Genomic DNA, 25705 nt, shown 5'->3' with positions numbered 1-25705 from the left:
CAGCCTATTTCTTTTATTCAATAAAAGGAGGCCTATAGTTTTGAATTTTTCATATCGGCATTTCATTTTATTTTCAGCAATAATGCCAATTCTGATTGTTGTTGTGACACTCATGTCGATTTCGATGGGTACAAAATCAATCGCGCTTGAAACGATTATTGATGCATTTATCCGTTACGACAAAGAAAATATCGATCACCAAATCATATGGTCTGGTCGGGTACCAAGAGCGCTCGCTGTATTATTTGTCGGTGCATTTTTAGCAACAGCAGGTGCTATTATGCAAGGGGTTACACGAAATTTTCTTGCGTCTCCATCAATAATGGGCGTAACGGACGGCTCAGCTTTTTTCATTACGATGGCCTTTGTTTTCTTGCCAGGGATTTCAAGTTTTAATTTAGTCCTCCTTTCAATGCTAGGTTCACTTTTTGGCGGTGCACTTGTATTCGGTTTCGCATCTTTAATTAAAAATGGGCTATCTCCGGTAAGATTGGCAATTATCGGAACGGTAATCGGTACGTTCATCAGCAGTATCGGAACGGCGATCGCAATGTATCATCAAATTTCACAAACGATAACAATGTGGTACAACTCAAAAGTACATATGGTAGAAATGGAATTAATCTATTTATGTGTTCTAATTGGTATGATTGGACTATTACTGGCCATTTCATTGGCACGCGCTGTGACAATTACAGCACTTGGCGAAGATGTTGCGGTCGGCTTAGGTCAGAACACAAGAATAATAAAGGTATTGAGCATGTTAGCTGTTGCTATATTGACGGGGACTGCTGTAGCTCTTGTCGGGAAAATCGCTTTTGTAGGACTAGTCGTCCCTCATATTGTAAGAATGGTTATGGGCGTCGACTACCGTGTAATTATTCCTTGTTCGGCTGTAATGGGTGCCTTTTTCCTTGCAGGCTGTGATCTCGTAAGCCGTTACATCAATTTTCCGTTTGAAACACCGATTGGAGTAGTAACTGCACTAATCGGGGTACCGTTTTTCTTATATTTAATTCGACGTAAAGGCGGGGAAAAATATGCCGCTTAAAAAAACAAAATGGCTGTTTATAATTGGCACACTGTTTTTCATGCTTCTATTAGCAATGTATATCCATTTAACAAGCGGCGCGTTTACGATGACGACACCGGAAGTATTTAAGACTTTACTGCGGATTGATTCGACAGAACAATTTGATTTAGTCATATTTGATTTTAGGTTGCCCCGAATAATTACGGCAGCACTTGTCGGTATGGGCCTTGCAATGGCTGGTGTTGTGCTTCAGGGGATTACAAAAAATGCGCTTGCTGATCCGGGAATTATCGGAATTAACGCAGGTGCAGGCTGTGCAATTGTCATTTTTATGTTTTTCTTCCATATCGAGCTCATTGATGTCGAAATTAACAGCCTTATAAAAATATTAATTGTTCCGATTTTTGGTTTTGTAGGAGGAGCAATAGCTGCAGCAATTATATTGGTCATTTCATATAAACATGGACGAATGGATATGCAAAGGCTGATATTAACAGGGATTGCGATTAACACCGGCTTTAGTGCGGTTACTTTATTCTGGTCATTGAAAATGGATGAAGGGGATTATCAGGCGGCCGCTATTTGGATGAATGGATCCATTTATAATTCCAACTGGTATTTCGTTGTTGCAATGATGCCATGGCTGATTATTTTAGGTATTTATATTTACCGGAAAGCCTATTTGCTCGACTACTTTCAATTGGAGGAAGAGACGATTACTAGTCTTGGAATTAGTATTGAAAAGGAAAAAATTAAACTAATGCTTGCAAGTGTCGGACTTGTCAGTGCCTGTGTTTCCGTTTCAGGAAGCATAGGGTTCATTGGATTAATGGCACCGCATATTGCAAGACAGCTAGTCGGAATTCATCATCGCTATATGATGCCGGTAAGCCTTTTTATAGGGGCAGTATTGCTTGTGTTTTCAGATTATGTAGCAAAAACGGTCTTTTCACCTGTAGAACTCTCTGTCGGGATAGTCGTATCGCTTGTCGGGATTCCTTATTTCCTTTATTTACTTATCAAATCGAAAGGGTGAGATATATTGTATGCATTTGAAGTAGAAAGCTTAACGACAGGTTATGAGAATACAAGAATTATCGAAAATTTAAATGTTCGCATTCAAACAGGTAAGATTACAACGATTATCGGACCTAATGGATGCGGTAAATCTACTTTATTAAAAACAATCGGCCGGATTTTAAAAAAGGAATGTGGCGAAATTTTTCTGCAGGATGAAAACATGAATACGATGTCTACTAAGGAAATCGCAAAAAAACTGGCATTACTCGTACAGTCTCCGGCAGCACCGGGACAGCTGAAAGTACATGAGCTTATTTCGTATGGACGCTATCCTCACCGGAAAAATGTTGGACGCCTTACAAAAGAAGACAACGAAAAAATTAATTGGGCTATGGAAGTCACAAACACTTTGGAGTTCCAAAACCGTGAAATCGCAGCACTTTCAGGTGGGCAACGGCAGCGTGTGTGGCTGGCGATGGCTTTGGCGCAAGAAACCGATATTTTACTGCTGGATGAACCGACGACATACTTGGATATGGCACATCAACTGGAAGTGCTTGAAATTGTTCAGCAACTCAATAGAACGTTTGGCTGTACGATAATTATGGTGCTCCATGATTTGAACCATGCTGCAAGATTTTCAGATGAACTGATCGCTATGAAAAAGGGGGAAGTGCTTCATACAGGCACTCCTAAACAAATAATGAAAGCCGACATACTAAAAAGTGTTTTCCAGATTGACGCTAAGATTATGATTGATCAGGAACATCAGGTACCCGTCTGTTTTTCATATAATTTAATGAAATAGGTGAATTTAATGCAATCAAAGTACAATGGCTATTCCTATATTGTGGACATTTACGCACCGAATGAAATCCCTCCGGCAGAAGGGTTTCCGGTAATCATCGTGTTGGATGGAACACGCTACAGTAAACTGATGTATGAAACAATGTCAATGCAGTTGCGAAATAGGAAAAAAACATTGGTTGATCCTGCAATTATTGTTGGTATCGGCCATGATGAAAAGGATATTCCAAAACAGCGATTTTATGATTTCACGGCACCGGCAGTTCATTATCATTTTCCTGTTCGCAGGGGGAAAGTGATGCAGGAGCTTCCGGCTGGAGGAGCAGTACAATTAATGGATTTTATTTTGCAGCAAATTGTACCGATGCTTCAGGAAAAATATGCAGTTCACGATCAGAAAATATCACTGTATGGACACTCGTTAGGCGGATTATTTGTATTGTGGAGTTATTTAATTTATCCGGACAGCTTTTATAAATATGTAGCTTTAAGCCCATCGATTTGGTGGAATGATCATGAGCTTTTTCGGACAATTCAACAAGTGGAAAATCCTATTGAAGCACCTATATTCATAGGAGTCGGAGGGAAAGAGGGCGATATGGTTGATGATGCGCAGAAATTTGTTGCAATGGCTTCTGAGAAATGGACTAACTGTGAATTTTATATAGCAGAAAGCGAAAATCACGCATCTGTCATTCCGACTACAATGAGCCGGGTTCTACGATTTTTAAGATCAGATGACTAAGCAGGTGGAACAAACGGCTGTTTTATAACTAAATAAACTACGGTTGAATTCTTTAGCTCTACTTCAAATTGATAAAAATCGCCCTTTTACTGTTAAATAAAAGGGCGATTTTTAGTATGGAATGTTTTAAGACGGAGACAATTGCACCGAATGTTTTTATGTAGATATTTAAGGGAATAGATGACTATCACGCTTCAATCATCGTTAGCTACATGGATACAGTAGGAGGAATGGAAAATGGAAAACAAAGAATCTGAAACAAACAAAAAATCATATAACCGCTTACCTGATGAACGTAAAGACGAGAAAGTAGAAAAATTTGATGAAACGAATCACGTAAATGTACAAAACGAATCAATGAAAGATGATTTATTGCTTAAAACAAACAAAGAATCGTTTAACCGTTTACCGGATGAGCGTGATGATAAGAAAATGGATAACTATAATGAACGCAGTCATGTCGAAGGAAACGAGGAAAAAAAAAGCCTAGAAACGAATAAAGAATCGTATAACCGCTTACCGGATGAGCGTGATGAAGCAAAAATGAAAGACTATAATGAACGCAGCCATGTAGAAGATAACATGAAACAGAATCAAACTGTTGAGTCGGTGAAAGAATCATATAACCGTTTGCCGGATGAACGTAATGATGAAGAGATGAAATCTTATAATGAACGCAGTCATGTAGAAGGTAATCAACAACAAGAAACAAATGTTGAAACCGAGAAAGAATCGTATAACCGTATACCTGACGAGCCAGTTCAGGAAACATCCGTACATGAAAAATATAAAAGTAATAACAAATAAATTTATACGTAAAAAAGCATCGAATTAAAAATCGATGCTTTTTTGTTTAACTTCTAAGTTGATACCAGCTGAAAAGCATAGCGATTAAACTGATGCCCAATAATATCCCGCCAATAACAAGGGATGCATTGGCATAACTCGTTTTTATAAATATGTATTCATTTGTATCTGACATACCCCCAAGAGAGTGTATCCAAATTGAGCCAAATGAATTGGCAATTCTTCCGTTAAAAATAATTAATAGTAGTCCAATGAGCGCAAATATGCTGCTTAATTTAAGCAAATCCGAATTTTTGGTTGAGTTTTTCATGTTATGCCTCCACTGTAGGTGTTCGATATGTGTTTATAATGTCGATTAATTGCGGAAATTGTTCAACGGTATGATGAGCTTTTTTTATTTCTTCAAGTTGGGCGAAATCAAAGTTAACTGCAATGGCTATTAAATTGTTATCAGTCGCTGCGTTAATATCGGATGCGCGGTCACCAACGACAAAACCGTTGACTATATCCTGTTCTTTTTTTATTCGTTCAACAAGATGGGATTTATTTTTTGATGGAATTATATCAATACTATAGCATCCCTTTATCCAACGTTCTAAATTATAAGTAGATATAATTGCTTGTAAATAAGGCGTTTCGCCATTACTTGCAATAAATAATGGGTAAGATTCACTCAATGATTGAAGTGTCGGCAATACGTTTTCATAAAGGGCACCGTTTCCTTGTCGGATTTCTTCAATAAGTGCAGCCTGAAAATAATGATTGCTCTTTTCACGAATTTTATCGGAATGATCGGGACATAACGATTTCCAAACAACATTAAGAGGGACACCCATTATTTCTCGGTATTTCTCAATAGGTGTAGCACCTGACCATAGATTATTTTGACGTAAATACTCAAATGTACGCTCGAGCGCCGGTTCTAAAATAAGATTTGTTTGAAATAAAGTGCCATCCATATCAAAAATAATTGCTGTTTGCATTATCATCACCTCGTATTAATTGTATAGCCAAATGTTTCACCGTTTTTTAAATTGAGTTCGTGCCCATTAATAACGACAATCTCATCGGTCAGCCATTGAATATTTGCTTCTTCGGCATGCTTTTCATAATAAATCTGCTTTTTAAATCCAAAAGGACCATCGAGTTCTCCTCGGACACCAAACGATCCCATCGCCCCTGCATCAAAAGCATAGAAATCCAAAGTATAACCCATCTTTGGTGAAAAGGATGTTAACAGATGTTCTGTACCGCCAAATGAATAGACAACGATTTTTAATGCGAAAAATAAAATAATGATCGATGTAAATACAATGGAGGTTGTATTCACAACAAAGGTAACCGCTTTTTTTAAGCGTGATAATTGTTTATATTCCTGAAGTAACGTATATATAATTAGCACAAAAAGAAGAGCGACAACGATAAGTGTTGTATAGGAAAACGTCCATAAAGTAGTTCGCATTAAATAAAAGCAAACTCCGATAAAGGCAAGACATAAACTGAAGATCATAATGGCAGACCAAAAATTCCGCAAAAAAGCACCTCTCAATAAACTGGAAAATAATGTTTTAACATTTGACGCTGATAAAAATAGAAAGTTGCAAGAAAAAAACAGCCGTTTCCAAAATAGCTACGGCTGTTCATTAATAATTATTGTGCTGGGTTTAATTCAAGTTCCACTTTAATCTTAATATCTTTACCTACTAATACGCCGCCTGTTTCAAGTGCTGCATTCCATGTAAGGCCGAATTCTTCACGGTCAATTTTTGTTTCCGCTTCAAAACCATAAACTTCAACACCCCATGGGTTTGTTCCTTTACCGCCATATTCCACATCAAATACTGCCGGTTTTGTTACATCTTTAATCGTCAAATCGCCTGAAACTTTATAATCGTCACCATCTTTTGTGATGTTTGTCGAATTAAACTTAATGTCAGGGAATTGCTCAATATCAAAGAATTCCGCTGATTTTAAGTGGTTGTCACGATCTTCATTGCTTGTATTAATACTTGTTGTATCGATAGTAATATCAATTTTTGCCGATGTTAAATCTTCTAAATTATCAACTTCTACATCCGCTGAGTAATTAGTAAACTGACCTTTTACTTTCGACACCATCATATGCTTGACTTCAAAACCAATTGTTGAGTGTGCCTGATCGATTTGCCATTTTGCCATGATAAATTCCTCCCAACTATTATGAAACTCAAGAAATTCTTTACCTTGAATTCGAGATAAATTTACCATATCAGGGTAAAGGTGTCAATTAAAATATAAGACTATTTAAATAATTCTAACATTTTACAATGCGTTAATTTTCCATCATCAATTTAGCGATAACTTCATCAAAACCGTCATTCCGTTTTAGTAATTCATCGATGACGAGTTTTTGGCGTTCTTTCGAATGACCTTGGCTCAATTTTGCAGCAGCTTCAATTGTGCTTATTCGTAATTTGAACGGCACAATACCTTTCAATAAGCCGGTCATATATTTGGAGTCGACATCATTTACATCATAGGAGCTATTTGGAGTTTCATACTTCTCAATTAAATGGTGAAGAGATCTTCGGATTTCTTCCTCATCCTCCATCATTTCGACAAGACCCTTTACATGGACAGATACATAATTCCATGTTGGTACTGAATCTTTTGTTTCGTACCAGGAAGAGGAGATATAGCTATGAGGTCCATTAAAAACTGCGAGCACCTGTTGATCGAGAATATCTTTCCACTGTGTGTTGGCACGTGCAAAATGACCATATAGAAACTTTCCATCTTCACTTAAATAGAGCGGTAAATGAGTAGCTTCCGGTACCCCTTGATGAATAGAAACAACTGTCGCAAAACTATATTCTTTAATAATCTGACGAATCTTTTGCTCATCTGTTAACTGATACTGCTTTGGAATGTACATCGTTTTCCCTCACAAATGTTTTGTCATAATAAAATCGATTTGTTCTTCTTCACCCATGAAAAATGAATGGGAGCCTGTTTTTTCAAAGCCCGCTTTTTCATAAAATGCAATGGCATTCATATTTTTTTCCCATACACCGAGCCAAATTTTGTTTTTATTCATTTCATTAGCCAGTTTGATCGCTTCATTTATCAATACTTTCCCTAAACCGAGTTTCTGAAAACGGCTTAGAATATAAATTCGCTCTACTTCAAGTGCATCCGGCCCTAATTGTTCGGACTGGGCTTCATCTATATTAACTTTTAAATAACCTGCAAGCTCTTCATTTACATACAGTAACTTAAATAGTGAGTGTTTATTTTCAAGCTCAGCTGTCAGTTTTACTGCTGAAAAAGCTGTGTTCAAATACGTTGTCATACTTTCCTCGCTATTTTGCTCATGAAATGTTTCGTAAAATGTATCGCGGCTGATTGTTTGTAAAGTTTCTAAATTTTCAATGGTACATTGTATTAGTTGAATGTTCATTATAATTACTCCTTAATAAATGTGTTTTTTCTATGCTTACATTTTCCCAATCTTTTAAAGAGAAGTAAACCGATACTTTGGTAAAAAATAGTTGAAAACTGTATTGACAAAACATTCTATCTATTGTTATAGTTGGATTAACTAATGGAGAAAGATGGTGATGAATATGACTAAATTACATGAGATTGAATCAATGCAATTATGCTTGTCATATGACATTCGCCACAAAAGTGCCTTCTAATATAGAAGAGTCACGCTCCTTTACTGTGCGTATGAAACCTTATGACGGGCAAAATTGCTGGTCATAAGGTTTTTTTGTTTGCCTGAAAAACAAAAATACTATCATACGCCATTAGGAGGCAATTCCATTGAATTTACAACAATTAGGTTTTACAGCATTTTTTGATACACAACTACAAACATTAACGATTGATATGACAACAAAGCTTGTTGGACGCGTCATACTCGAACATAAACATTCTTACCGTGTCCTGACAGAACAGGGCGAATATTTGGCAACGGTATCCGGAAATTTTGCATACCACGCCTTTTCAAGAAAAGATTACCCGGCTGTTGGCGATTTTGTCGTTATTGAACAAATGCCGGGAGAAGAGCGTGCCATAATTCATCATTTATTTGATCGAAAATCCAAATTCACAAGAAAAATGGCAGGTCTAGAAGTCGATGAACAAATCGTGGCAACAAATGTTGATCTCATTTTACTTGGTATGAGTTTAAATGATGACTTCAATATACGCCGTTTGGAACGCTATTTAGTAGCTGCATGGGATTCAGGGGCAACACCGGTTATCGTATTAACAAAAGCGGATTTATGTGAGGATGTTACGCCGTTTTTAAAAGAAATTGAATCGGTTGCTTTCGGTGTGGATATTTTGACGGTGAGTGCGCAGACAGGTGAAGGAATGGTTTCATTACATGCGTTGTTAACTGAAGGGAAAACTGCGGCATTACTCGGTTCTTCCGGTGCAGGGAAGTCAACACTTACGAACGCTTTATTAAACACAGAACAAATGAAAGTGTCCACAATCCGTGAAGATGATGCAAAAGGCCGCCATACGACGACACACCGGGAACTTGTTGTTCTACCATCCGGTGCTTGCCTGATTGACACTCCAGGAATGCGGGAGTTGCAGCTATGGGATCAGGGGGACAGTCTAAATGCAAGTTTTTCCGATATTGAACAGCTTACGGAAAACTGCAGATTCCGCGATTGTAAGCATAAAAATGAACCCGGTTGTGCTGTATTGCAGGCAGTTGAAGAAGGAGCACTTGAGGCTGCAAGGTTAACGAGTTTCTATAAACTGCAGCGGGAACTTGCCTATATCGAGAAAAAGGCGAATACGGATGCCCAGCTTGCGGAAAAACGTAAATGGAAGCAAATATCAAAAAGCATAAAGAAAATGAGATAATTTATAAGTAGATGCACAATTTTTGTGCATCTGCTTTTTTATGTAATTAGGAACTTTGTACAGTCATTGATTGTTAGGAAGATTGAGCTATAATAAGTGGAGTGAATGGATTACAGCGTTATTATTTTATTGTTGTTTAACATAGTCGAACCGGATGAAGATTAGTAAAAAAAGTATTTAAAGTATTATCGCTTACTTATCAGGTAAGCGGTATTTTCGTTTTCAATGTAATTACATTCCTCACCCGAAAAGTGAATAGATTCCTTTAAAATATGCATTTCTATGTCTTAAATGCATATTTACAGGGAATAGTAAAATAGTAGAAAAAACTAGTAATTTATAACATTTAATAGTTGTTTTCTCTTAATAATTAAAAATGAAAAGAGATGAATTTCATGACAGTCACTGGTATCTTAACCGTCACCTTATTTGCATTGAACATATTGTTTGCCCTCGTATTAATATTCATCAGCCGAAAAAGCGCTTCATCAACATGGGCATGGTTATTCGTGCTCTTTTTCTTACCAGTTTTTGGTTTTATTTTATATTTACTATTAGGTCGAAATTTACAGAAGAAACATTTTGTAAGGTGGCATGCGGTACAGCAGGAGGAAACACTGGAAATATTCCAGGATCAAAAAAATGCGTTGGAAGAGGGAACATACGAATTTCCGAATGCCATTACTAAAAAGCATGCACCATTAATTAAAATGAACGTTGATTATAACCATTCATTATTGAGTTCGAAAAATGATGTCAAAATACTTTCGGAAGGGAAAGAAAAATTCCGTTCGGTCATTGAAGATATCGAAAATGCAAAACAGACCATTCATATTCAATACTATATCTATAAAATGGATGATGTCGGGAAAAGTATTTTTAATGCGCTCGTTAAAAAAGCAAAAGAAGGCATTGAAGTACAGATGATGTACGATGATTTAGGTTCGCGTACATTACGCAAAAAGGATCTGAAAAAATTAACGGATGCCGGTGGGCAGGTGGAAGCATATTTTTCATCGTATTTTAAGCTGTTTAATCCACGTATAAATTTTCGTAATCATCGGAAACTCATTATTATTGACGGGAGAGTCGGATATATCGGCGGGTTTAATGTCGGGAACGAATATGCCTGTTTGGATGATGAAATCGGGTATTGGCGCGATACGCATTTGAGAATCGAAGGCAATTCTGTCTATAACATGCAGGCACATTTTCTATTTGACTGGTATCAGGCAAGAAAAGAAGAGCTGACTGAAATCGAACAAAGATACTTCCCGACGTTTACGGTTGATGCAGACACACCTGTTCAAATTGTGTCGAGTGGCCCTGATACGGATTTTGAATCGATTAAAAACAGCTATATCCGGATGATTTTAAGTGCCAAAAAGTATGTTTATATTCAATCGCCATATTTTGTACCGGACGAACCATTTATGCATGCGGTTCAAATTGCTGCTTCTTCAGGTGTTGATGTGCGCATTATGACACCCGAAGTAACCGATCATGCTTTTGTATATGGAGCCAATTCAGCATACAGCGGTGACTTGTTGGAAGTTGGCGGTCGGGTATACCGTTATAAAAAAGGTTTCCTTCATGCAAAAATGATTGTAATTGACGATGAAGTGGCGACAATTGGAACGGCCAATATCGATGTTCGAAGTTTTAGCCTGAATTTTGAAATTAACGCCATTCTATATGATGCTAAATTGGCTATACAATGCAGAGAGCTGTTTGAAGCAGATATTAAGGACAGTTTTGAATTAACGAAGGAGCAATATGAAAAACGCAAAACTTGGACGAAAATACGAGAATCCATTTCGCGGTTATTATCACCAATTTTATAATGCTGGAGCTAGCCGATAAGACAGGCTAGCTTTTTTATTTCTAAAACCGAAATATTTTCGAGCATTTTAACTTATTTTTTAGTAAAATAAGAATTGAAATATAATTCAGAAAGTAGGTAATAGAATGGTGAATGTTAAATATCCTGAAGTTTGGGATTTAGATGTGTTTTTCCCTGGTGGTAGTGCTTCTCCACAATTAATCGAGCATATTGAAAGTTTGACTCCTAAACTAGAAGTATTAAAAGAGAAGATCGACAAATTTGAAGTTCCACAAAATAGTGATGCTGCACTAGAAATCCAATCGATATTGGAAAGCATTAAAGAAGTGATGCTCCACATTTCTCAGGCAGGGGCGGTGCTGTCTTGCTTAACTGCGCAAGACACGACTGATCGTGATGCATTATTGTTGCAAGGCCAATTATCCGGTATTGCGGCAAATTCATCGCCAATCTTAGAAAGTTTCAATCAAAAATTGGGTAAAATTGAACAGTCAACTTTCGAAGCATTATTGCAGACAGAAGAATTGGCGCAATTCGAATTTATCTTAACGGAATGGCGCGAAAAATCGAAAGAATCATTATCCGAAGAAGAAGAAGCGCTAATTTCAGCTTTAGGTGTTGATGGGTACAGTTCTTGGGGCCAACTTTATAACATGTTGATCGGCGATATTAAAGTGGAAGTAGAAGTGGATGGCGAAAAGAAACTATTGTCAGTTGGACAAGCGAACAATTTAAGTTCACATAAAGACCGCACAGTGCGAAAAGCGGCATTTGAAGCATTGGAAAAAGTATTTACAGAACGTGAAGAGTTCTTTGCAAAAACATTGAATCATTTAGCAGGTTTCCGTTTAGCCGTTTATAAAAAGCGCGGCTGGTACTCAGTAACAAAAGAGCCGCTTCAAATTAACCGTATGAAGCAGGAAACAATCGATGCGATGTGGGGTGCCATTACATCTCGTAAGGCGACATTTGCAGGTTATTTACAGCATAAAGCAAATCTATTAGGTACAGAACAATTGGACTGGTTTGACTTTGACGCACCGGTTACGGATTCATCAGCAACTATGTCTTACCAGGAGGGTGCCGAGTTCATCTTAAAACATTTCGGCCGTTTTGGTTCGGAAATGGAAAGCTTTGCACGTACAGCATTTGAAGACGGGTGGATCGAAGCAGAAGACCGTGATAATAAACGTCCTGGCGGTTTCTGTACAGGAATGCCATTATCAGAGCAATCTCGTATATTCATGACATACTCCGGCTCGATGTCAAATGTTTCGACATTGGCACATGAACTGGGACATGCTTTCCATTCATATGCACTGCGTCCGGTACATCCGTTGAACCGCCGCTATGCAATGAATGTTGCTGAAACAGCTTCAACGTTTGCAGAAATGATTGTTGCAGATGCAGCAGTTGAAGAAGCAACAACTGAACAAGAAAAGATTGCATTACTGGAAGATAAAATTCAACGTTCTGTTGCCTTCTTTATGAATATCCATGCGCGTTACTTATTTGAAACTCGTTTTTATGATGAGCGCAAAAAAGGCATTGTATCAACGAAACGCTTGAACGAACTTATGGAAGAAGCTCAAATTGAAGCACATGCAGGAGGATTAGGTGAAACACATCCGCACTTCTGGGCATCTAAAATGCACTTCTATATTACAGGTGTACCGTTCTATAACTTCCCGTACACATTCGGTTATCTGTTCTCATTAAGCATTTACGCGAAAGCAAAAGAAGAAGGTAAGGGCTTCGAAGAGAAGTATATGGCTCTGTTGCGTGACACAGCTATCATGACAGTCGAAGAATTGGCAATGAAGCATTTAGGTGAAGACATTACGAAAGAAGATTTCTGGTTAAAAGGAATCGCACTTTGTGAAAAAGATGTTGAGGAATTTATTGCGTTAACATCTAAATAGGTTGCAAAAAGGGGCTGTGAAAAAACAGCCCCTTTTTTATATCCTATTATAATATCAATAAACTTATAGCGGTTTTTTGTGCAGCGTAAAACCTACTGTATCCGCATCACGTATAGTAATCGTATACGTACCGCTTACTTGATCGTGCTTTACATCAATATTGTCCAATCCTTTATCATAACGGAAAAGAATTTCGCCTTCAGCCGATTTATAGACGACATGCAAATCATCGCGTTTCACTTCAAATGTAGGCGTAAAGTCTGGATTGCGGTCAGTGAATTCATTGATAAACAATTTGGCACCTTGTTCAACAAAATCTTCCCGATTCTCCGGTGGGGCAATCGCTTCATAAATATTATGGACCGATGCGTCGAGCTCAATATATTTACCGTGTTCAAATTCCTCGTCAATTGCTCTTTGAAGTTGGGGAGTCTGCTCTTCGTTAAGTGATTCCGCAATTTTCTCATATAACTCCTTCATGAGCATTTTTGTTTTCTTTTTGTCTGATGCAATCGGAGTAGCCTGCAAGAAAGTTTCCATAAAAAACTTCGCCGGTTCGCCATCCGATTGCTTATCCAGTACATAAATATTTTCTTCGAGCGGATCATAATTCATTCGAATGAGTGCACATTTTTGTACACGACTGGATGCATCAGGCAAAATATTTTCGATCGTTTTCAAATGCAATGTTTCCAAATCAATCTGTACTGCATCTTTTGGATCCAGCTTTAACAGAAGAATATAATCTTCGCCAATAAGTTCAATATGCGCGACAAATACCGAACCGTTACTGTTCGATACCGTTTGCATAATTTGATACAGTTTATTTGATAAATCATTGGCCAGTGATAAGAAGTGTGTGTCATCAGGATATTCTACATAACGGTTCATTTTCGTCAAAATATCATTATCACGGTCTAAAAATTTACATGCAACAGATTTCGGGCTATTCATCGTCGCATCTATGTAGGATTCAAAAAACTGATTGTACACTTCAGATTGGAGTGCGGATAAATCCATTGTTTCACTTGCGGACACAAAACGGCTTTGCTGCATATCCAGCAATGTAACAGCCATCCGTTTCATTTGGATTGATAATGTTGTTTCAACTTCATTCATCTTTACATAACTCCTTTTAAATTCCGATTTTTAAAGTATAGCGGACATTATGAATTTTTGCACGGGCTCAAACTTAGTTTACAAACGCGAATATATGTGTTATGATAGTTTTTGTGCTATTTTAGATAGTGCTATAAATGAATTGGCATTTCTGCTAGTGTTTTTGAAGATACTTATTCACACTGGCGCAAGCTTCAGGGCTGCAAGGACATAGTAGCAGGTTGGGACTATGTTGCTTAAGTTAGAAGAGATTAGTAGAATTTTACCGCGGTTAAAACTGGAGTTGTGCACTCCGAATAAATATAAATTCCCCGGATGATCGGGTTGAGACTTTCATTTATTTATAAATCTATCTATTAAATACTAAAGGGGTCCCCAACATTTGGGGGCCCCTTGTCCAATTCTCAGAATAAAAACCATCCAAATCGGTTTGGATGGCACATTAAAAAAAGTAATAAATGAACAAGGTGAACCGAAAATAACTTTCCACGGTCTGCACTATACTCATGCAACAATTCAATCCCAGCTTTTAATAAAATATCTCAAAATTTGAATGCACAAAAGTATGCATAAATTTATTAGGGATATAGTAGTGACAATAATTTCCATTCACATTATGATTAGTGTGAAGGGAGGAATAGTTATGAGTTTAATTTTACGTTTGAGTAATGGTGAAAAGATAGAGATGAAAGCCAGTCTTAAGGAATTTGAAGAAATGTATTTACAAGATGACGGTCGCTTTCATTCTGGTTATATAAGATTCGTGTTATATGAGGGGAAAGAAGAGCAATCAGAATTAATATTTACAAACCACATTGTTTCTATAGAAGAAGTTAAGTGATTCTCAAAGTCATATCCAAACGGGTGTGGCTTTTTATGATCACTCAAACATTGAAAGGCGGTGAATACATGACAATTGATGATACGCGAGATAAATTAAATGCTGTTCATCGTCCGATGAAGAATAAGAGATACCCTAGAAATATGATGAATAAAGGATTCTAGGGCGTATTGATGCTGCTTAGTGCATAATAAAGTTATTAGTCCGTGAAGCATAAAGAAGTCATATACCCAAGCATTAGTAATAATCCAAGACCCATAACAATGTCCATTTTTTAAAACCTCCCTTAATATAACCTACAATATCTTCCTTTTTTATTGTACAATGTTTACAATAAAGATGAAACTATTTGTTATAATATTCGTATATATAAGTAAGAGCGTTTTAAAATTATACATAATAAAAGTGGGTGATAGACTTGAAGAAATGGATTTACAAATCTCTCGTTGTTTCTGTCGCGTTATTATCGTTTGGTTTAATTACACCAAAACATGAAATTTGGGCGAATTTTGATGAAGATCGTCATGGCAAATCGGTATTGGATCGTCCAAGCGACAACCATATTTCAGCTGCCTATCAGTTGGATGATATTATCGTTGATGAAAAACCGCTGCCAACTACGGATGACTTTGTGTCTGCTGCAAAAGAACAATCATACATAAAATTTGGAACAAAAGTCGGACCGGTTATTGAACAACAATTCGAAACGGATATTTTTCCGAAAATCGAAGAGGCTATTGCAATGACAGTGGAACGAGTTGGCGATGAAAAACTGCGTAACTTAACGGTTTCCGAAAAACCAAGTGGTGATTACTCGGAAAAAATCTTCCACATTGTGGACAGTAAATCAAAAACTGACGTAATCCGTTTCCATGTACGAACAGAGAACCGTCCTTTTGATGGCTACTACTATAATTTCCACTATCATACGTTTGAAGACAACTACTCAAAGCATTACGACCTTGGCGAAATTTACTGGAGCAAAAACACACCGCCTAAATGGTTATCATAGCAAGATGCGGCACCCGCCTAATGGTCGGGTGTTTTTTTGTGTACACTAATATTTCTCACAATACTAGCTTCTCAAAACTATGCTTTCCATCCATTACCAAAAGAAATCTAAGGGACAAAAGCTTAAATAGTCTCCGATTGGCCAACCTTTAATTTAAGGAGTGGTAATCTTGGAAAACAGATTTTTCTTAGGTTTATTTAATGGCCTGATTTTAAGTATTATTTTATGGACGTCTATTTTCGGATGGATAAAAATAATAGCTGGGTTATTATAAGTAGGAAAAAATATGCGAAGAGATGAGCTTTTTACTTAATCCCAAGATAAAGTTCTGAATAAGCTAAAAAGACCAGGTACTCATTACTGAGCCTGGTCTTTTGCTTTTGAATTATTTCTGAATTACTTCTCGTTATTGTTGTTATTGTTGTTTTTGTTTTTTTGCTTTGCGTATTCTGAGAAATCAGCTTCTTTCCCAGCTTCCATATTATAATTCGGTCTGTTTGTTGCTCTTGTATGAGTAACGGTTGCATTGTCCTCTTCATCAAGGTTTTTCATTAACAACGGAATGCATGCAAGACCGGCAAGACCGACAAGTGCATAAACAATTCGTGATAATCCGGCAGTTTGTCCGCCAAATAAAGATGCGACTAAATCAAATTTGAAAAAGCCGATAAGTCCCCAGTTAATTGCTCCAATAATTACAAGTACGAGGGCAATTCTATATAATGCTCCCATTTAAAACATCTCCTTTATTTTAGATAAAGAAGTTCATTCGGTATGTAAAAAACACATACTAAAGAAATTCAAGTATCTATTTCTGCTCGTATTTTTCCCGGGAACCGTTTGTTTATACTTCTTTTTTTAAAAAGAAAATGTATCAAAATACGAATAAAAATGTCCCTGTGAAAATAAAAATAATTAAAAATAGGAATTAATATCTGTCTCAACGAAGTAGAAAATATATAGTTCTGATTTCGTAATAAATAAAGCAAAAGTTATTTATTTAACGTTGGTAATAGAGTATCCGGCGATTTATCATAATATTACTAAACGGCTGGAAAAAGAACCTTTATTTTTTTGAGTAATTTACAAAAAATTTAAAAATTAAAGGTGAATTTTTATGTAACTCGAGGTATAATATTTGTATACTATAGTAAAAAGGAGGACTGCCGATGATAACCGGTCAGTTAGGGCGAGCATTCCAATTAGCGGAAAAACATAAGCTCGACGTAAATACAATTTTGGAATTAACAAAAATTATTGCGAAAGAAGTAAATGGTACTCAAAAAATTGAGGACAAAATTTTACTGCAAATGATTCAAATTCTGGAAAACAACAAAACAATTCTTAGGGAGGCAACATAAAAATTGACGCAAACTATTGAGCTATACGATGACTTAGACACATTTGACTAAAGGCGCTACTCAGCAGACGAAATACGAGTAGCGCCTTTTATTGTGCAATTTTTTATACATATTGTTTTATTTGAATCATTAGTAAATATTCGCTTAGTAGGCTTTTAGAGCGATTTTAAAGATTCACGTGTTTTTCTCAACATAAGTCTATATAATAAACGGAGAACATTCTTTAGGAGTGAAAATATTGGCACATGCAGATCATACATACTTAAATTTATTGCAATATATTTTGGACAACGGTACCGATAAATCTGACCGTACAGGAACAGGGACACGCAGCGTATTCGGCTATCAGATGCGCTTTAATTTACAGGATGGTTTTCCGCTTCTAACGACTAAGCGCGTACCATTCAAGCTCGTAGCTAGCGAACTACTATGGTTTATTAAAGGCGATACGAATATCCGCTATTTACTTCAGAACAATAACCATATTTGGGATGAATGGGCATTTAAAAAGTGGGTAGAATCAGAAGAGTACAGCGGACCTGATATGAGTGACTTTGGACGACGCTCCCTTATTGATGAAGCGTTTAATCAACAGTATCAAAAAGAGCTTTCTTCATTTTGTGAACGCGTATTACATGATGATGAATTTGCTTCAAAATACGGAGATTTGGGTAATGTTTACGGAAAGCAGTGGCGTAATTGGACAACTTCAGAAGGTGAATCGATTGATCAGTTACAGGATGCAATCGATTTAATTAAACATAATCCGGATTCGCGTCGTATTATCGTGAATGCATGGAACCCTGAAGACGTGATTGATGCAGGGGGAAAGGGCAGTAAGGCGGCCTTACCGCCATGTCACGTGATGTTCCAGTTTTACGTAGCTGACGGGAAATTGAGCTGTATGCTTACACAGCGCAGCGCAGATACATTTTTAGGGGTGCCTTTCAACATTGCGAGCTATGCATTGCTGACGCATTTAATTGCCCATGAATGTGGACTTGAAGTAGGCGAGTTTGTGCATAGCATGGCAGATACCCATATTTATTCAAACCATTTTGAACAAGTAAAAGAACAGCTTACACGTGAGCCGAAGCAATTGCCGATTTTAAAGTTAAACCAAGAAAAGCAATCGATCTTTGATTTTGAAATGGAAGATATTTCGTTGGAAGGCTATCATCCGCATCCAACAATTAAAGCACCGATTGCGGTATAGAGGGGGATATCAATGATTTCATTAATCGTTGCGCATGATGAAAACCGGGTCATTGGCTATCAAAATAATCTGCCGTGGTATTTACCGGGTGATTTGAAATATTTTAAAGAAATGACAATGGGCAAACCGATGATTATGGGCCGTAAAACATACGATTCAATTGGACGACCTTTGCCGGGACGCCGAAATATTGTCATTACAAGAAATGAAGACTTTACAGCAGAAGGAATTGAAGTGGTACGAAGCCTGGAAGAAGCTTTGGCGCTTGTTGAAGGGGAAAAAGAAGTGATGATCATTGGTGGTGCTCAAATATTTGAGCAGTCGATGACGATTGCCGATCGTTTATATATTACGTTCATCAACCATAGTTTTAAAGGGGACACTTATTTCCCATCATATGATGACTGGAAGAAGGTCTCATGTCTCGAGCCAATCGAGGCAGAAGACGGATATACGTTCCAGTACTGTATTTATGAAAAATAGCTGTTAAAAAAGGACTTGCTGAATCAATTTTTCAGCAGGTCCTTAACTTTTTATATTAAATAAATATATACACAAGCCACCATACATCCACAGCCTGCAATGACGAACAAATGCCAAATTGCATGATTGTACGGAAGGCGTGTCCACGCATAAAAAATTGCACCAAATGTAAATAGCAGCCCGCCAATAAGCATGAGCATAAAACCATCAAACGTTAAATATTCATATAATGGTTGGATGGCGAAAATGATAAGCCAGCCCATGAAAATATAAAGCATCAATGATAATTTTTCGAATCGATGAATGAACAAACATTTGAACACAACACCTAATATAGCAATAAACCAAATAATGCACAGCATGACAATGCCCGTCACACCCCCGATTGCTACAAGTAAAAACGGGGTATAAGTACCAGCAATCAATATATATATTGAAGAATGGTCCAGTATAGAAAAGAACCGTTTATATTTTTCCGGAACACTATGTAATAATGTCGACATTAAAAAAAGTAAAATCAAAGATGAGCCAAATATAGCATAGGAAGTAATATGTACTGCGGTGCCGTTTACTGCTGAATGAATAATTAATAGTATACAAGCAGGTATGCTGATGGCAAGTCCGATACCATGCGTTATGGCATTCCAAAGTTCTTCTTTCCAGTTTTTATAGTCAAATGCGTCTAAATTGTGCATGAGTCATCACGCTCCTTTATATTAGTATAATTCTTATTCAAAATATTCGTGATAGATGGATGTCATGATGTTATACTGCTATATGTCATATGAAAATAGTGATAAACTGGGTCATTCTTCAATGACAAATGTCATATTGGTAAACAAATATGATTTCTTTATAATAGTAAGGAAGATAGAAAAAGGATGTGTTTTCTTTGAGTCAAATTCATATCGTAACAGATTCAACTTGCGATTTAACAGACGCGGAAATTCAGGAACATGGAATTCATGTAGTACCACTAACAGTTCAAATTGATGATAAAACGTATACAGATCGTGTAAATTTGCAACCGGATACATTTATTAAATTATTAAAAACAGCAAAAGAACTTCCGAAAAGTTCTCAACCGTCTCCTGGTGTATTTAAAGAATTATATGACGAGCTTGGAAAAGATGGTTCAAAAATTATATCAATTCATATGACAGGGAGTATGAGCGGTACATATCAGTCAGCCAATCAAGCTTCTCAAATGACTGATTCTGATGTAACTGTCATTGATTCGCGTTATATTGCTTTTGGGTTGGCATTCCAGCTTCGTGAAGCAATCCGTCTACGTAATGCAGGTGCTACAGTGGAGGAAATTGTTGCAGGTGTGAATCGTGTACGTGAAAACACACGTCTTTTTGTTGCATTGGACACATTGGAGAACATGGTAAAAGGCGGCCGAATCGGAAAAGGTAAGGCAGTCGTAAGTTCTTTATTGAACATTAAGCCAGTTGGTCACTTAGATATTGGGGAAGTGACAATTTGTGCAAAACCGCGCAGCTATAAGCAAGTGGTGAAATATTTAATGAGTGAATTTGAAAAAGATACTCAAGGTAAAAAAGTGGCAGGTGTAGCCATCTCTCATGCGAATGCAATGGATACATTAGTGAATCCGTTGATCGAACAGGTAAAAGCAACAGGCTATACAGGACAAGTTGAAGTTGCCTATACTTCACCGGTTATTAGTACACATACAGGTGAAGGTGCAATCGGCTTTATTTATTATACAGAATAGTTAAAAAGTAATTCTAAAGAATCTAAACTTTAGAATTACTTTTTTTATAAAATGAAAAAATATTTTCTGATATATCACTATTTTTATAGGCAAATCATTCCTAAAGGTGGGGAAAATATTTTATAATGGAATAACAAAATAAAAAGGGGGAAGTTGCATGTGGCGGTTAGTACTCACATCATTAGCTGTCATTTTCTTGTCCGCATGCTCCGTTACAATTGACCCAAAAATAGAAGAAGCACAACAATCCGACAATTCATCCAATGAGAATAATGATTTGTCCATATCAGAAGAAGAAGCAGAAAACGAAGAAACAATTAATACGAGCTTTTTTGATATTATAAATGATGTATTTCAACTAGACTGGTCTGATCGTAAGGAAGAAGATGCACAATCGGTTTTTTATTTAGCATTAGGTGATTCGCTTACGCGTGGTGTTGGAGACGAAACCCAGGATTATGGCTATACGATACGTCTGCAGCAGGAGCTGGAAAAATGGCCGATGGTAGAGGAAGTGGAACTCGATAATCGAGGTAAAAATGGTAGACGCAGTGACCAGCTGTTAAGTCTACTAGAACGTGGTCACTATGAAGAGGAACTGCAAAAAGCAAATCTGATTACGATTACGCTTGGCGGTAATGATGTAATGAAAATAGTTAAAAAGAATTTGTTTTCAATGAAAAAGTCTATGTTTGATAAAGAATTGCCCCGATTTGCTGAGCGCTACGAGCAAGTCATTGCAGAAATTCGTAAAGTAAATCCTGATGTGCCAATTATTTTAGTTGGATTTTATAATCCCTTTTCAATCGTAGTCGATGAGATTACACCTTTTGATCCGATTATTTCGGAATGGAATGATGAAATCGAAAAGCTTGCTGCCACAGATGAAAATGCGTGTTTCGTATCTGTAGAGGATTTATTTGTCTCAAATGAGGATATGGTATATCATGTAGACTTCTTTCATCCGAATAGCACAGGATATGATCGTATGACAAAACGCATCATTGAAACAATGCAACAATGTGATATTGAGCAGATGTCAGACGGTTTATTAGGATTTGAGGAGTGAGAAGATGAACAAATGGAAAGTCGCATTTTTATTATTGGCTGGAGCAGTACTCATAACATTTGCCACATTGCTCTATTTAATAACTGCTGACGTTAAACAAGCAACAGGACAGCCACCACTCCCTGTTGAGGGCAATATATTGACTGTGGAAACGACAGCTAAAGAATTTGAAGCAATTGCAAAACAATACTTATCGGAAGCTATGAACCAGTCACCGGTTCCGGTAGAGCTCACAGTGGATGATAAAATTTATTTATACAGTACTTTAACTGTTTTTAATATCGATTTGCCGATTCAGATGGATTTCATTCCAGTTGTAAATAACGGTAATATTACACTGAGTCAAGAAGCTGTCCACGTCGGCAAAGTAAATATTCCTCCGAAAACCGTCCTGAAAATGATTGATGATGCGGTTAATTTTCCAAATTGGATTACGGTGAAACCAAATGACGAAGAAATTTATGTGGATCTGTCACGAATAAATATCGCAAGTGGTTCCAGAGTGCGGGCGAAGGAAATTGATTTACCAAATGATAAAATAGAGTTGGAAGTAGTTATTCCAAACCAGACGAAGTAAAATAGGAGGTAATTTTAATGGCATATGAAAAAGCGACATTTGCAGGGGGCTGCTTCTGGTGTATGGTAAAGCCGTTTGATCAACAGCCCGGTATTATAGAAGTCGTTTCCGGTTATACAGGCGGGCATGTTGAAAACCCGACATACGAGCAAGTATGCAGTGAAACAACGGGCCATCTTGAGGCAGTACAAATTACGTTTGATCCTGAAATTTATCCATACGAAAAACTGGTTGAACTTTATTGGACACTGATCGATCCTACAGATGCGGGCGGTCAATTTTATGATCGCGGCGAATCATACACTACGGCGATTTTTTACCATGATGAAGTCCAAAAGCAGATTGCAGAATTATCCAAGGCCAAACTGGAGGCAAGCGGAAAATTTAAATCACCGATTGCCGTTAAAATTCTGGAAGCAAAGCCATTTTACGCGGCAGAAGATTATCATCAGCAGTACTATAAGAAGAACCCGGCACATTACGAACGCTATTCGGTTGGTTCAGGGCGTGCAGGATTTATTGAAAAATACTGGGGGGCGAAATAAATGAATAAAGAGCAACGTTTAAAAGAGTTAACAGAAATGCAGTATCATGTTACACAAAACCAAGGAACGGAACCTCCATTCCGCAATGAATACAATGACGTTTTCGAAGATGGTATTTATGTGGATATCGTTTCAGGAAAGCCTCTTTTCAGCTCAAAAGACAAATATGATGCAGGGTGTGGCTGGCCATCATTTTCAAAACCGATTGAACAAGTAGAGGTAACTGAGCATTTTGATACGTCGCACGGTATGCGTCGTGTGGAAGTCCGCAGTAAAACAGCCGATTCCCATTTAGGGCACGTATTTCCGGATGGTCCGCAAGAATTGGGCGGATTGCGATACTGCATCAATTCAGCAGCATTGCGCTTCATTCCGGTTGAGAACCTTGAAAAAGAAGGTTACGGTGAATATAAATCATTGTTTGAATAATAAAAACTCGCTTATGGAATATCCCATAAGCGAGTTTTTTTATATTAGATTTTAAATTCATTGACAACACTTCGCAGGTGATCTGCTTGTGAAGCCAGTTCCACGGCCGATGCATTGATTTCTTCCATGGAAGCAGAACCTTTAGATGCGGCAGCTGCACTGCGTTCCGTATTGACAGCAGTATTGTCTGCAATTGCGGCAACATGTACGAACGAAGTTGTGACACCGTGACTATTATTTAAAGTCTGTTCAATCTGAACAACCATCTGTGTTAAAATATCAGATGTTCTTTCTGTTTGCAGTAATATATTTTGTAAAGAATGAGTCGTCTCATTCGTCACTTCCACACCACGAATTACTTTTTCTACCCCTGTGTGGTTTTGCTCGATAATGGACTTGACCTCTGTTTGAATAGATCCAACTATTGCCGAAACTTCTTTTGCTGCCTTTTGGGATTGTTCGGCAAGTTTACGAACTTCAGCCGCAACAACTGCAAACCCTCGTCCATGTTCACCGGCGCGAGCAGCCTCGATTGCCGCATTTAAAGCAAGTAAGTTAGTTTGTTCGGCAATCGCTGTAATTGTACTAATAATCGAAGTAATATTTTTTGATTTTTCCCCTAATTTTTCAACCGTGTCAGAAGTAGTTGCCATTGTTTCCTCAATTTCAAGCATGACAATTGATGAATGGTTTACCGATCTGCTTCCTTGATGAGCGGCTGCTTTCATTTCAGATGCAGCTTGCTGAACTTCTAGTGCTTTTTCGTCTAATACATGCATCGATTGTTCCAATTTCTGCATTTCATTACCTGCACTCCCGATACTGTTTAAAATTTCACTGCTATCGCTTGCGATGTTCATCGTAGAATCAGCAATGAAATCAATTGTGCGAGCGTTTTCATCTGCAAGGGCCATTAATTCCTGCGAACTTCCGGATACATTATCGGCAAGATTTGAAACGCGTTTAACCAATGCAGAAATCGAGTCGATTAAAATATTCGTGGAATCTCCTATAATAGAAAATTCGTCCTTTGTTTTAACGTTTACACGGCGTGTTAAGTCACCGCCAGCCTGGGCAATATCCAGAATTGATTCGTTGATCTTTTTCGTATTTCTTCGGATTGACTTCGATAATATATAACCTAATGAAATTGTTAAAATAACAGCAACTCCTGTTAAGGCAGAAATCATTATTTTAGAGGCGAATGCAAACTGTTCCAAGTCTGAAATAGTTTTTTCATTGCGCTGTTCAAGTATTTGAATCAGTTTGCCTGTATTTTCATCAATATAACCTTTGAAGTTTTGGCTTCCGCTATTTGCGAAAAGTCTAGCGGCATTTTCATAGCCATATTTTTGACGGATTTCAATAGTCGATTTAGAATAGGATAAATAATTAGCGTAAAACTGTTGGATTAACCCGACGATTTTAAGCTCTTCCTCCTGATTTTTAAATGACGTTTCAACGGATGTTAAATTTGTATGTATTCGTTCCTTTGTCTCTTCATATAATTGAAGAAATTTTTCGTCGCCTGTAATTAAGTAAGTTTGTTCATGGCTTGAAAGCTTCGCAATATCGGAAGCTAAATTATTAATATGCATTTGCTGCTTTAAATTTTCTGCTGCAAATTCTCGCAAGTTATTTTCCAAGTTTGTTATATTAATATACGACAAAATTTGCATAGAGATAATAATTGCCATTAGAATAGTGAAAGTAATTAATATTTTCCCTCGTATTAGGTGAAAGAAGTGAAGTAGGGCTTTCGGTTTAATAGGAGTTTTCCTTTGTTTTTCTTTTTTAGGTTTAGTTTTTTTGCTATTTCGCAAATAATTCACCACTTTCTGAAAAATCAATATTTAACTATTTTACTACAAGAATGGGGAATTTACACTATATATTGTGAAAAAATGTATAAAGGAGGGGAAATTTTGAAAAAATCATTTTATCATTTTGCACTAACATTTCGAGGGGGAGAGTGGTCGGACGAAAAGGTACGTTTTGCCGAAAGTATGTTTCTCGATCACGCTTTTCCAAAAATGTCCGACAGCTTTGATGAACTTACGAATTATATTGAATTTCAATCCGATGAATATATGACAATAGGTGCCTTTGACCAATTATGGAACCTGTATGAAAATAAATTTTCAGTATAAGCAATGTTTTGCATGCAATACGCCAGATGGGGTATAGTGAAATTAGATGCGCCTTTCGTAAAAAAAATCGTTATTTTGTCCAAATATTGTTTTTTATGCAAATTTTTTTGTGATGCAAG

At 37.2% G+C, this 25705-nt stretch carries 29 protein-coding genes; 19 read left to right on the top strand and 10 right to left on the bottom strand.

Annotation, left to right across the window (positions count from 1 at the left end; genetic code table 11):
- Positions 1-40: 40 nt before the first annotated feature.
- The 5 genes from B5473_RS15850 to B5473_RS15830 all read left to right on the top strand — a co-directional run bounded on the left by B5473_RS15850 (position 41) and on the right by B5473_RS15830 (position 4412).
- Positions 41-1051 (top strand): FecCD family ABC transporter permease, encoded by a 1011-nt coding sequence (locus tag B5473_RS15850; protein ID WP_079526879.1) that lies wholly within the window; start codon positions 41-43, stop codon positions 1049-1051.
- Entirely contained in the window at positions 1041-2069 is a 1029-nt protein-coding gene (locus tag B5473_RS15845) for a FecCD family ABC transporter permease (protein WP_079526877.1), read from the top strand. Before B5473_RS15850 ends, B5473_RS15845 begins: the two co-directional genes overlap by 11 nt.
- 6 nt (positions 2070-2075) lie before the next feature.
- The gene (locus tag B5473_RS15840; protein WP_079526875.1) at positions 2076-2861 is read left to right on the top strand and encodes an ABC transporter ATP-binding protein; all 786 of its coding nucleotides are present in this window, start codon (positions 2076-2078) and stop codon (positions 2859-2861) included.
- Positions 2862-2870: 9 nt separating this feature from the next.
- On the top strand, positions 2871-3605 hold the full coding sequence (locus B5473_RS15835) for an alpha/beta hydrolase (RefSeq protein WP_079526873.1): 735 nt from the start codon (positions 2871-2873) through the stop codon (positions 3603-3605).
- Positions 3606-3842: 237 nt separating this feature from the next.
- On the top strand, positions 3843-4412 hold the full coding sequence (locus tag B5473_RS15830) for a hypothetical protein (RefSeq protein WP_079526871.1): 570 nt from the start codon (positions 3843-3845) through the stop codon (positions 4410-4412).
- Between the two features lie 46 nt (positions 4413-4458).
- Here B5473_RS15830 and B5473_RS15825 read toward each other — a convergent pair whose 3' ends face one another.
- The 6 genes from B5473_RS15825 to B5473_RS15800 all read right to left on the bottom strand — a co-directional run bounded on the left by B5473_RS15825 (position 4459) and on the right by B5473_RS15800 (position 7851).
- On the bottom strand, positions 4459-4722 hold the full coding sequence (locus B5473_RS15825; protein WP_079526869.1) for a translation initiation factor 2: 264 nt from the start codon (positions 4720-4722) through the stop codon (positions 4459-4461).
- A gap of 1 nt (position 4723) precedes the next feature.
- Positions 4724-5395, bottom strand: coding sequence for an HAD hydrolase-like protein (locus B5473_RS15820; protein WP_079526867.1), 672 nt, complete (start codon positions 5393-5395; stop codon positions 4724-4726).
- A 5-nt stretch (positions 5396-5400) separates the two neighbouring features.
- Positions 5401-5946 carry a DUF5412 family protein gene (locus tag B5473_RS15815; protein WP_079526865.1) on the bottom strand — a complete coding sequence of 182 codons (546 nt, stop codon included), beginning with the start codon at positions 5944-5946 and terminating at the stop codon, positions 5401-5403.
- Positions 5947-6062: 116 nt separating this feature from the next.
- Positions 6063-6590 carry a YceI family protein gene (locus B5473_RS15810; RefSeq protein ID WP_079526863.1) on the bottom strand — a complete coding sequence of 176 codons (528 nt, stop codon included), beginning with the start codon at positions 6588-6590 and terminating at the stop codon, positions 6063-6065.
- 133 nt (positions 6591-6723) lie between these two features.
- Positions 6724-7326 (bottom strand): FMN-binding negative transcriptional regulator, encoded by a 603-nt coding sequence (locus tag B5473_RS15805; protein WP_079526861.1) that lies wholly within the window; start codon positions 7324-7326, stop codon positions 6724-6726.
- 9 nt (positions 7327-7335) lie between these two features.
- Positions 7336-7851 (bottom strand): GNAT family N-acetyltransferase, encoded by a 516-nt coding sequence (locus tag B5473_RS15800; RefSeq protein ID WP_079526859.1) that lies wholly within the window; start codon positions 7849-7851, stop codon positions 7336-7338.
- 368 nt (positions 7852-8219) lie between these two features.
- Between B5473_RS15800 and rsgA the strand changes: the two genes are divergently transcribed.
- The 3 genes from rsgA (at position 8220) to B5473_RS15785 (ending at position 13046) form a co-directional block, all read left to right on the top strand.
- On the top strand, positions 8220-9281 hold the full coding sequence (gene rsgA, locus B5473_RS15795) for a ribosome small subunit-dependent GTPase A (RefSeq protein ID WP_079526857.1): 1062 nt from the start codon (positions 8220-8222) through the stop codon (positions 9279-9281).
- A 395-nt stretch (positions 9282-9676) separates the two neighbouring features.
- Positions 9677-11125 (top strand): cardiolipin synthase, encoded by a 1449-nt coding sequence (gene cls / locus B5473_RS15790; protein ID WP_079526855.1) that lies wholly within the window; start codon positions 9677-9679, stop codon positions 11123-11125.
- Between the two features lie 124 nt (positions 11126-11249).
- Entirely contained in the window at positions 11250-13046 is a 1797-nt protein-coding gene (locus B5473_RS15785) for a M3 family oligoendopeptidase (protein WP_079526853.1), read from the top strand.
- A 63-nt stretch (positions 13047-13109) separates the two neighbouring features.
- On the opposite strand, the gene B5473_RS15780 is transcribed toward B5473_RS15785, so the two are convergent.
- A complete protein-coding gene (locus B5473_RS15780) occupies positions 13110-14165 on the bottom strand; it encodes a nucleoid-associated protein (RefSeq protein ID WP_079526851.1) in 1056 nt (351 codons plus the stop codon).
- A gap of 643 nt (positions 14166-14808) precedes the next feature.
- Here B5473_RS15780 and B5473_RS15775 point away from each other — a divergent pair.
- Positions 14809-15006: a hypothetical protein gene (locus B5473_RS15775; protein ID WP_079526849.1), complete on the top strand. Its 198-nt coding sequence runs from the start codon at positions 14809-14811 to the stop codon at positions 15004-15006.
- A gap of 418 nt (positions 15007-15424) precedes the next feature.
- On the top strand, positions 15425-16018 hold the full coding sequence (locus tag B5473_RS15770; protein ID WP_079526847.1) for a YpjP family protein: 594 nt from the start codon (positions 15425-15427) through the stop codon (positions 16016-16018).
- A 396-nt stretch (positions 16019-16414) separates the two neighbouring features.
- On the opposite strand, the gene B5473_RS15765 is transcribed toward B5473_RS15770, so the two are convergent.
- Positions 16415-16750: a DUF378 domain-containing protein gene (locus B5473_RS15765; protein WP_079526845.1), complete on the bottom strand. Its 336-nt coding sequence runs from the start codon at positions 16748-16750 to the stop codon at positions 16415-16417.
- A gap of 437 nt (positions 16751-17187) precedes the next feature.
- On the opposite strand from B5473_RS15765, the gene B5473_RS15760 reads away from it, so the two are divergent.
- From B5473_RS15760 to B5473_RS15750, 3 genes are all read left to right on the top strand, one after another.
- The gene (locus B5473_RS15760) at positions 17188-17379 is read left to right on the top strand and encodes an ABC transporter permease (protein ID WP_079526843.1); all 192 of its coding nucleotides are present in this window, start codon (positions 17188-17190) and stop codon (positions 17377-17379) included.
- Positions 17380-17617: 238 nt separating this feature from the next.
- Positions 17618-18595 carry a thymidylate synthase gene (locus tag B5473_RS15755; protein WP_079526841.1) on the top strand — a complete coding sequence of 326 codons (978 nt, stop codon included), beginning with the start codon at positions 17618-17620 and terminating at the stop codon, positions 18593-18595.
- Positions 18596-18607: 12 nt separating this feature from the next.
- A complete protein-coding gene (locus B5473_RS15750; protein ID WP_079526839.1) occupies positions 18608-19078 on the top strand; it encodes a dihydrofolate reductase in 471 nt (156 codons plus the stop codon).
- 50 nt (positions 19079-19128) lie between these two features.
- On the opposite strand, the gene trhA is transcribed toward B5473_RS15750, so the two are convergent.
- Entirely contained in the window at positions 19129-19773 is a 645-nt protein-coding gene (gene trhA / locus B5473_RS15745) for a PAQR family membrane homeostasis protein TrhA (protein ID WP_079526837.1), read from the bottom strand.
- Positions 19774-19970: 197 nt separating this feature from the next.
- Between trhA and B5473_RS15740 the strand changes: the two genes are divergently transcribed.
- The 5 genes from B5473_RS15740 to msrB all read left to right on the top strand — a co-directional run bounded on the left by B5473_RS15740 (position 19971) and on the right by msrB (position 23436).
- A complete protein-coding gene (locus B5473_RS15740) occupies positions 19971-20816 on the top strand; it encodes a DegV family protein (RefSeq protein WP_079526835.1) in 846 nt (281 codons plus the stop codon).
- A 157-nt stretch (positions 20817-20973) separates the two neighbouring features.
- On the top strand, positions 20974-21885 hold the full coding sequence (locus B5473_RS15735) for a GDSL-type esterase/lipase family protein (protein WP_079526832.1): 912 nt from the start codon (positions 20974-20976) through the stop codon (positions 21883-21885).
- 4 nt (positions 21886-21889) lie between these two features.
- On the top strand, positions 21890-22462 hold the full coding sequence (locus B5473_RS15730; protein WP_079526830.1) for a YpmS family protein: 573 nt from the start codon (positions 21890-21892) through the stop codon (positions 22460-22462).
- Positions 22463-22479: 17 nt separating this feature from the next.
- Positions 22480-23007, top strand: a complete 528-nt coding sequence (gene msrA, locus B5473_RS20525; protein ID WP_139377751.1) for a peptide-methionine (S)-S-oxide reductase MsrA — start codon at positions 22480-22482, stop codon at positions 23005-23007.
- Entirely contained in the window at positions 23008-23436 is a 429-nt protein-coding gene (msrB, locus tag B5473_RS20520) for a peptide-methionine (R)-S-oxide reductase MsrB (RefSeq protein WP_139377750.1), read from the top strand.
- A gap of 44 nt (positions 23437-23480) precedes the next feature.
- Here msrB and B5473_RS15720 read toward each other — a convergent pair whose 3' ends face one another.
- On the bottom strand, positions 23481-25268 hold the full coding sequence (locus B5473_RS15720; RefSeq protein ID WP_079526828.1) for a methyl-accepting chemotaxis protein: 1788 nt from the start codon (positions 25266-25268) through the stop codon (positions 23481-23483).
- A gap of 93 nt (positions 25269-25361) precedes the next feature.
- On the opposite strand from B5473_RS15720, the gene B5473_RS15715 reads away from it, so the two are divergent.
- The gene (locus tag B5473_RS15715; RefSeq protein WP_079528767.1) at positions 25362-25586 is read left to right on the top strand and encodes a YozE family protein; all 225 of its coding nucleotides are present in this window, start codon (positions 25362-25364) and stop codon (positions 25584-25586) included.
- Positions 25587-25705 lie beyond the last annotated feature (119 nt).

It is taken from the genome of Solibacillus isronensis (assembly GCF_900168685.1).
Lineage (GTDB): Bacteria > Bacillota > Bacilli > Bacillales_A > Planococcaceae > Solibacillus > Solibacillus isronensis_A.
The sequence above is the reverse complement of the archived record's forward strand: the minus strand, read 5'-3'. Positions and strand labels throughout refer to the sequence as shown.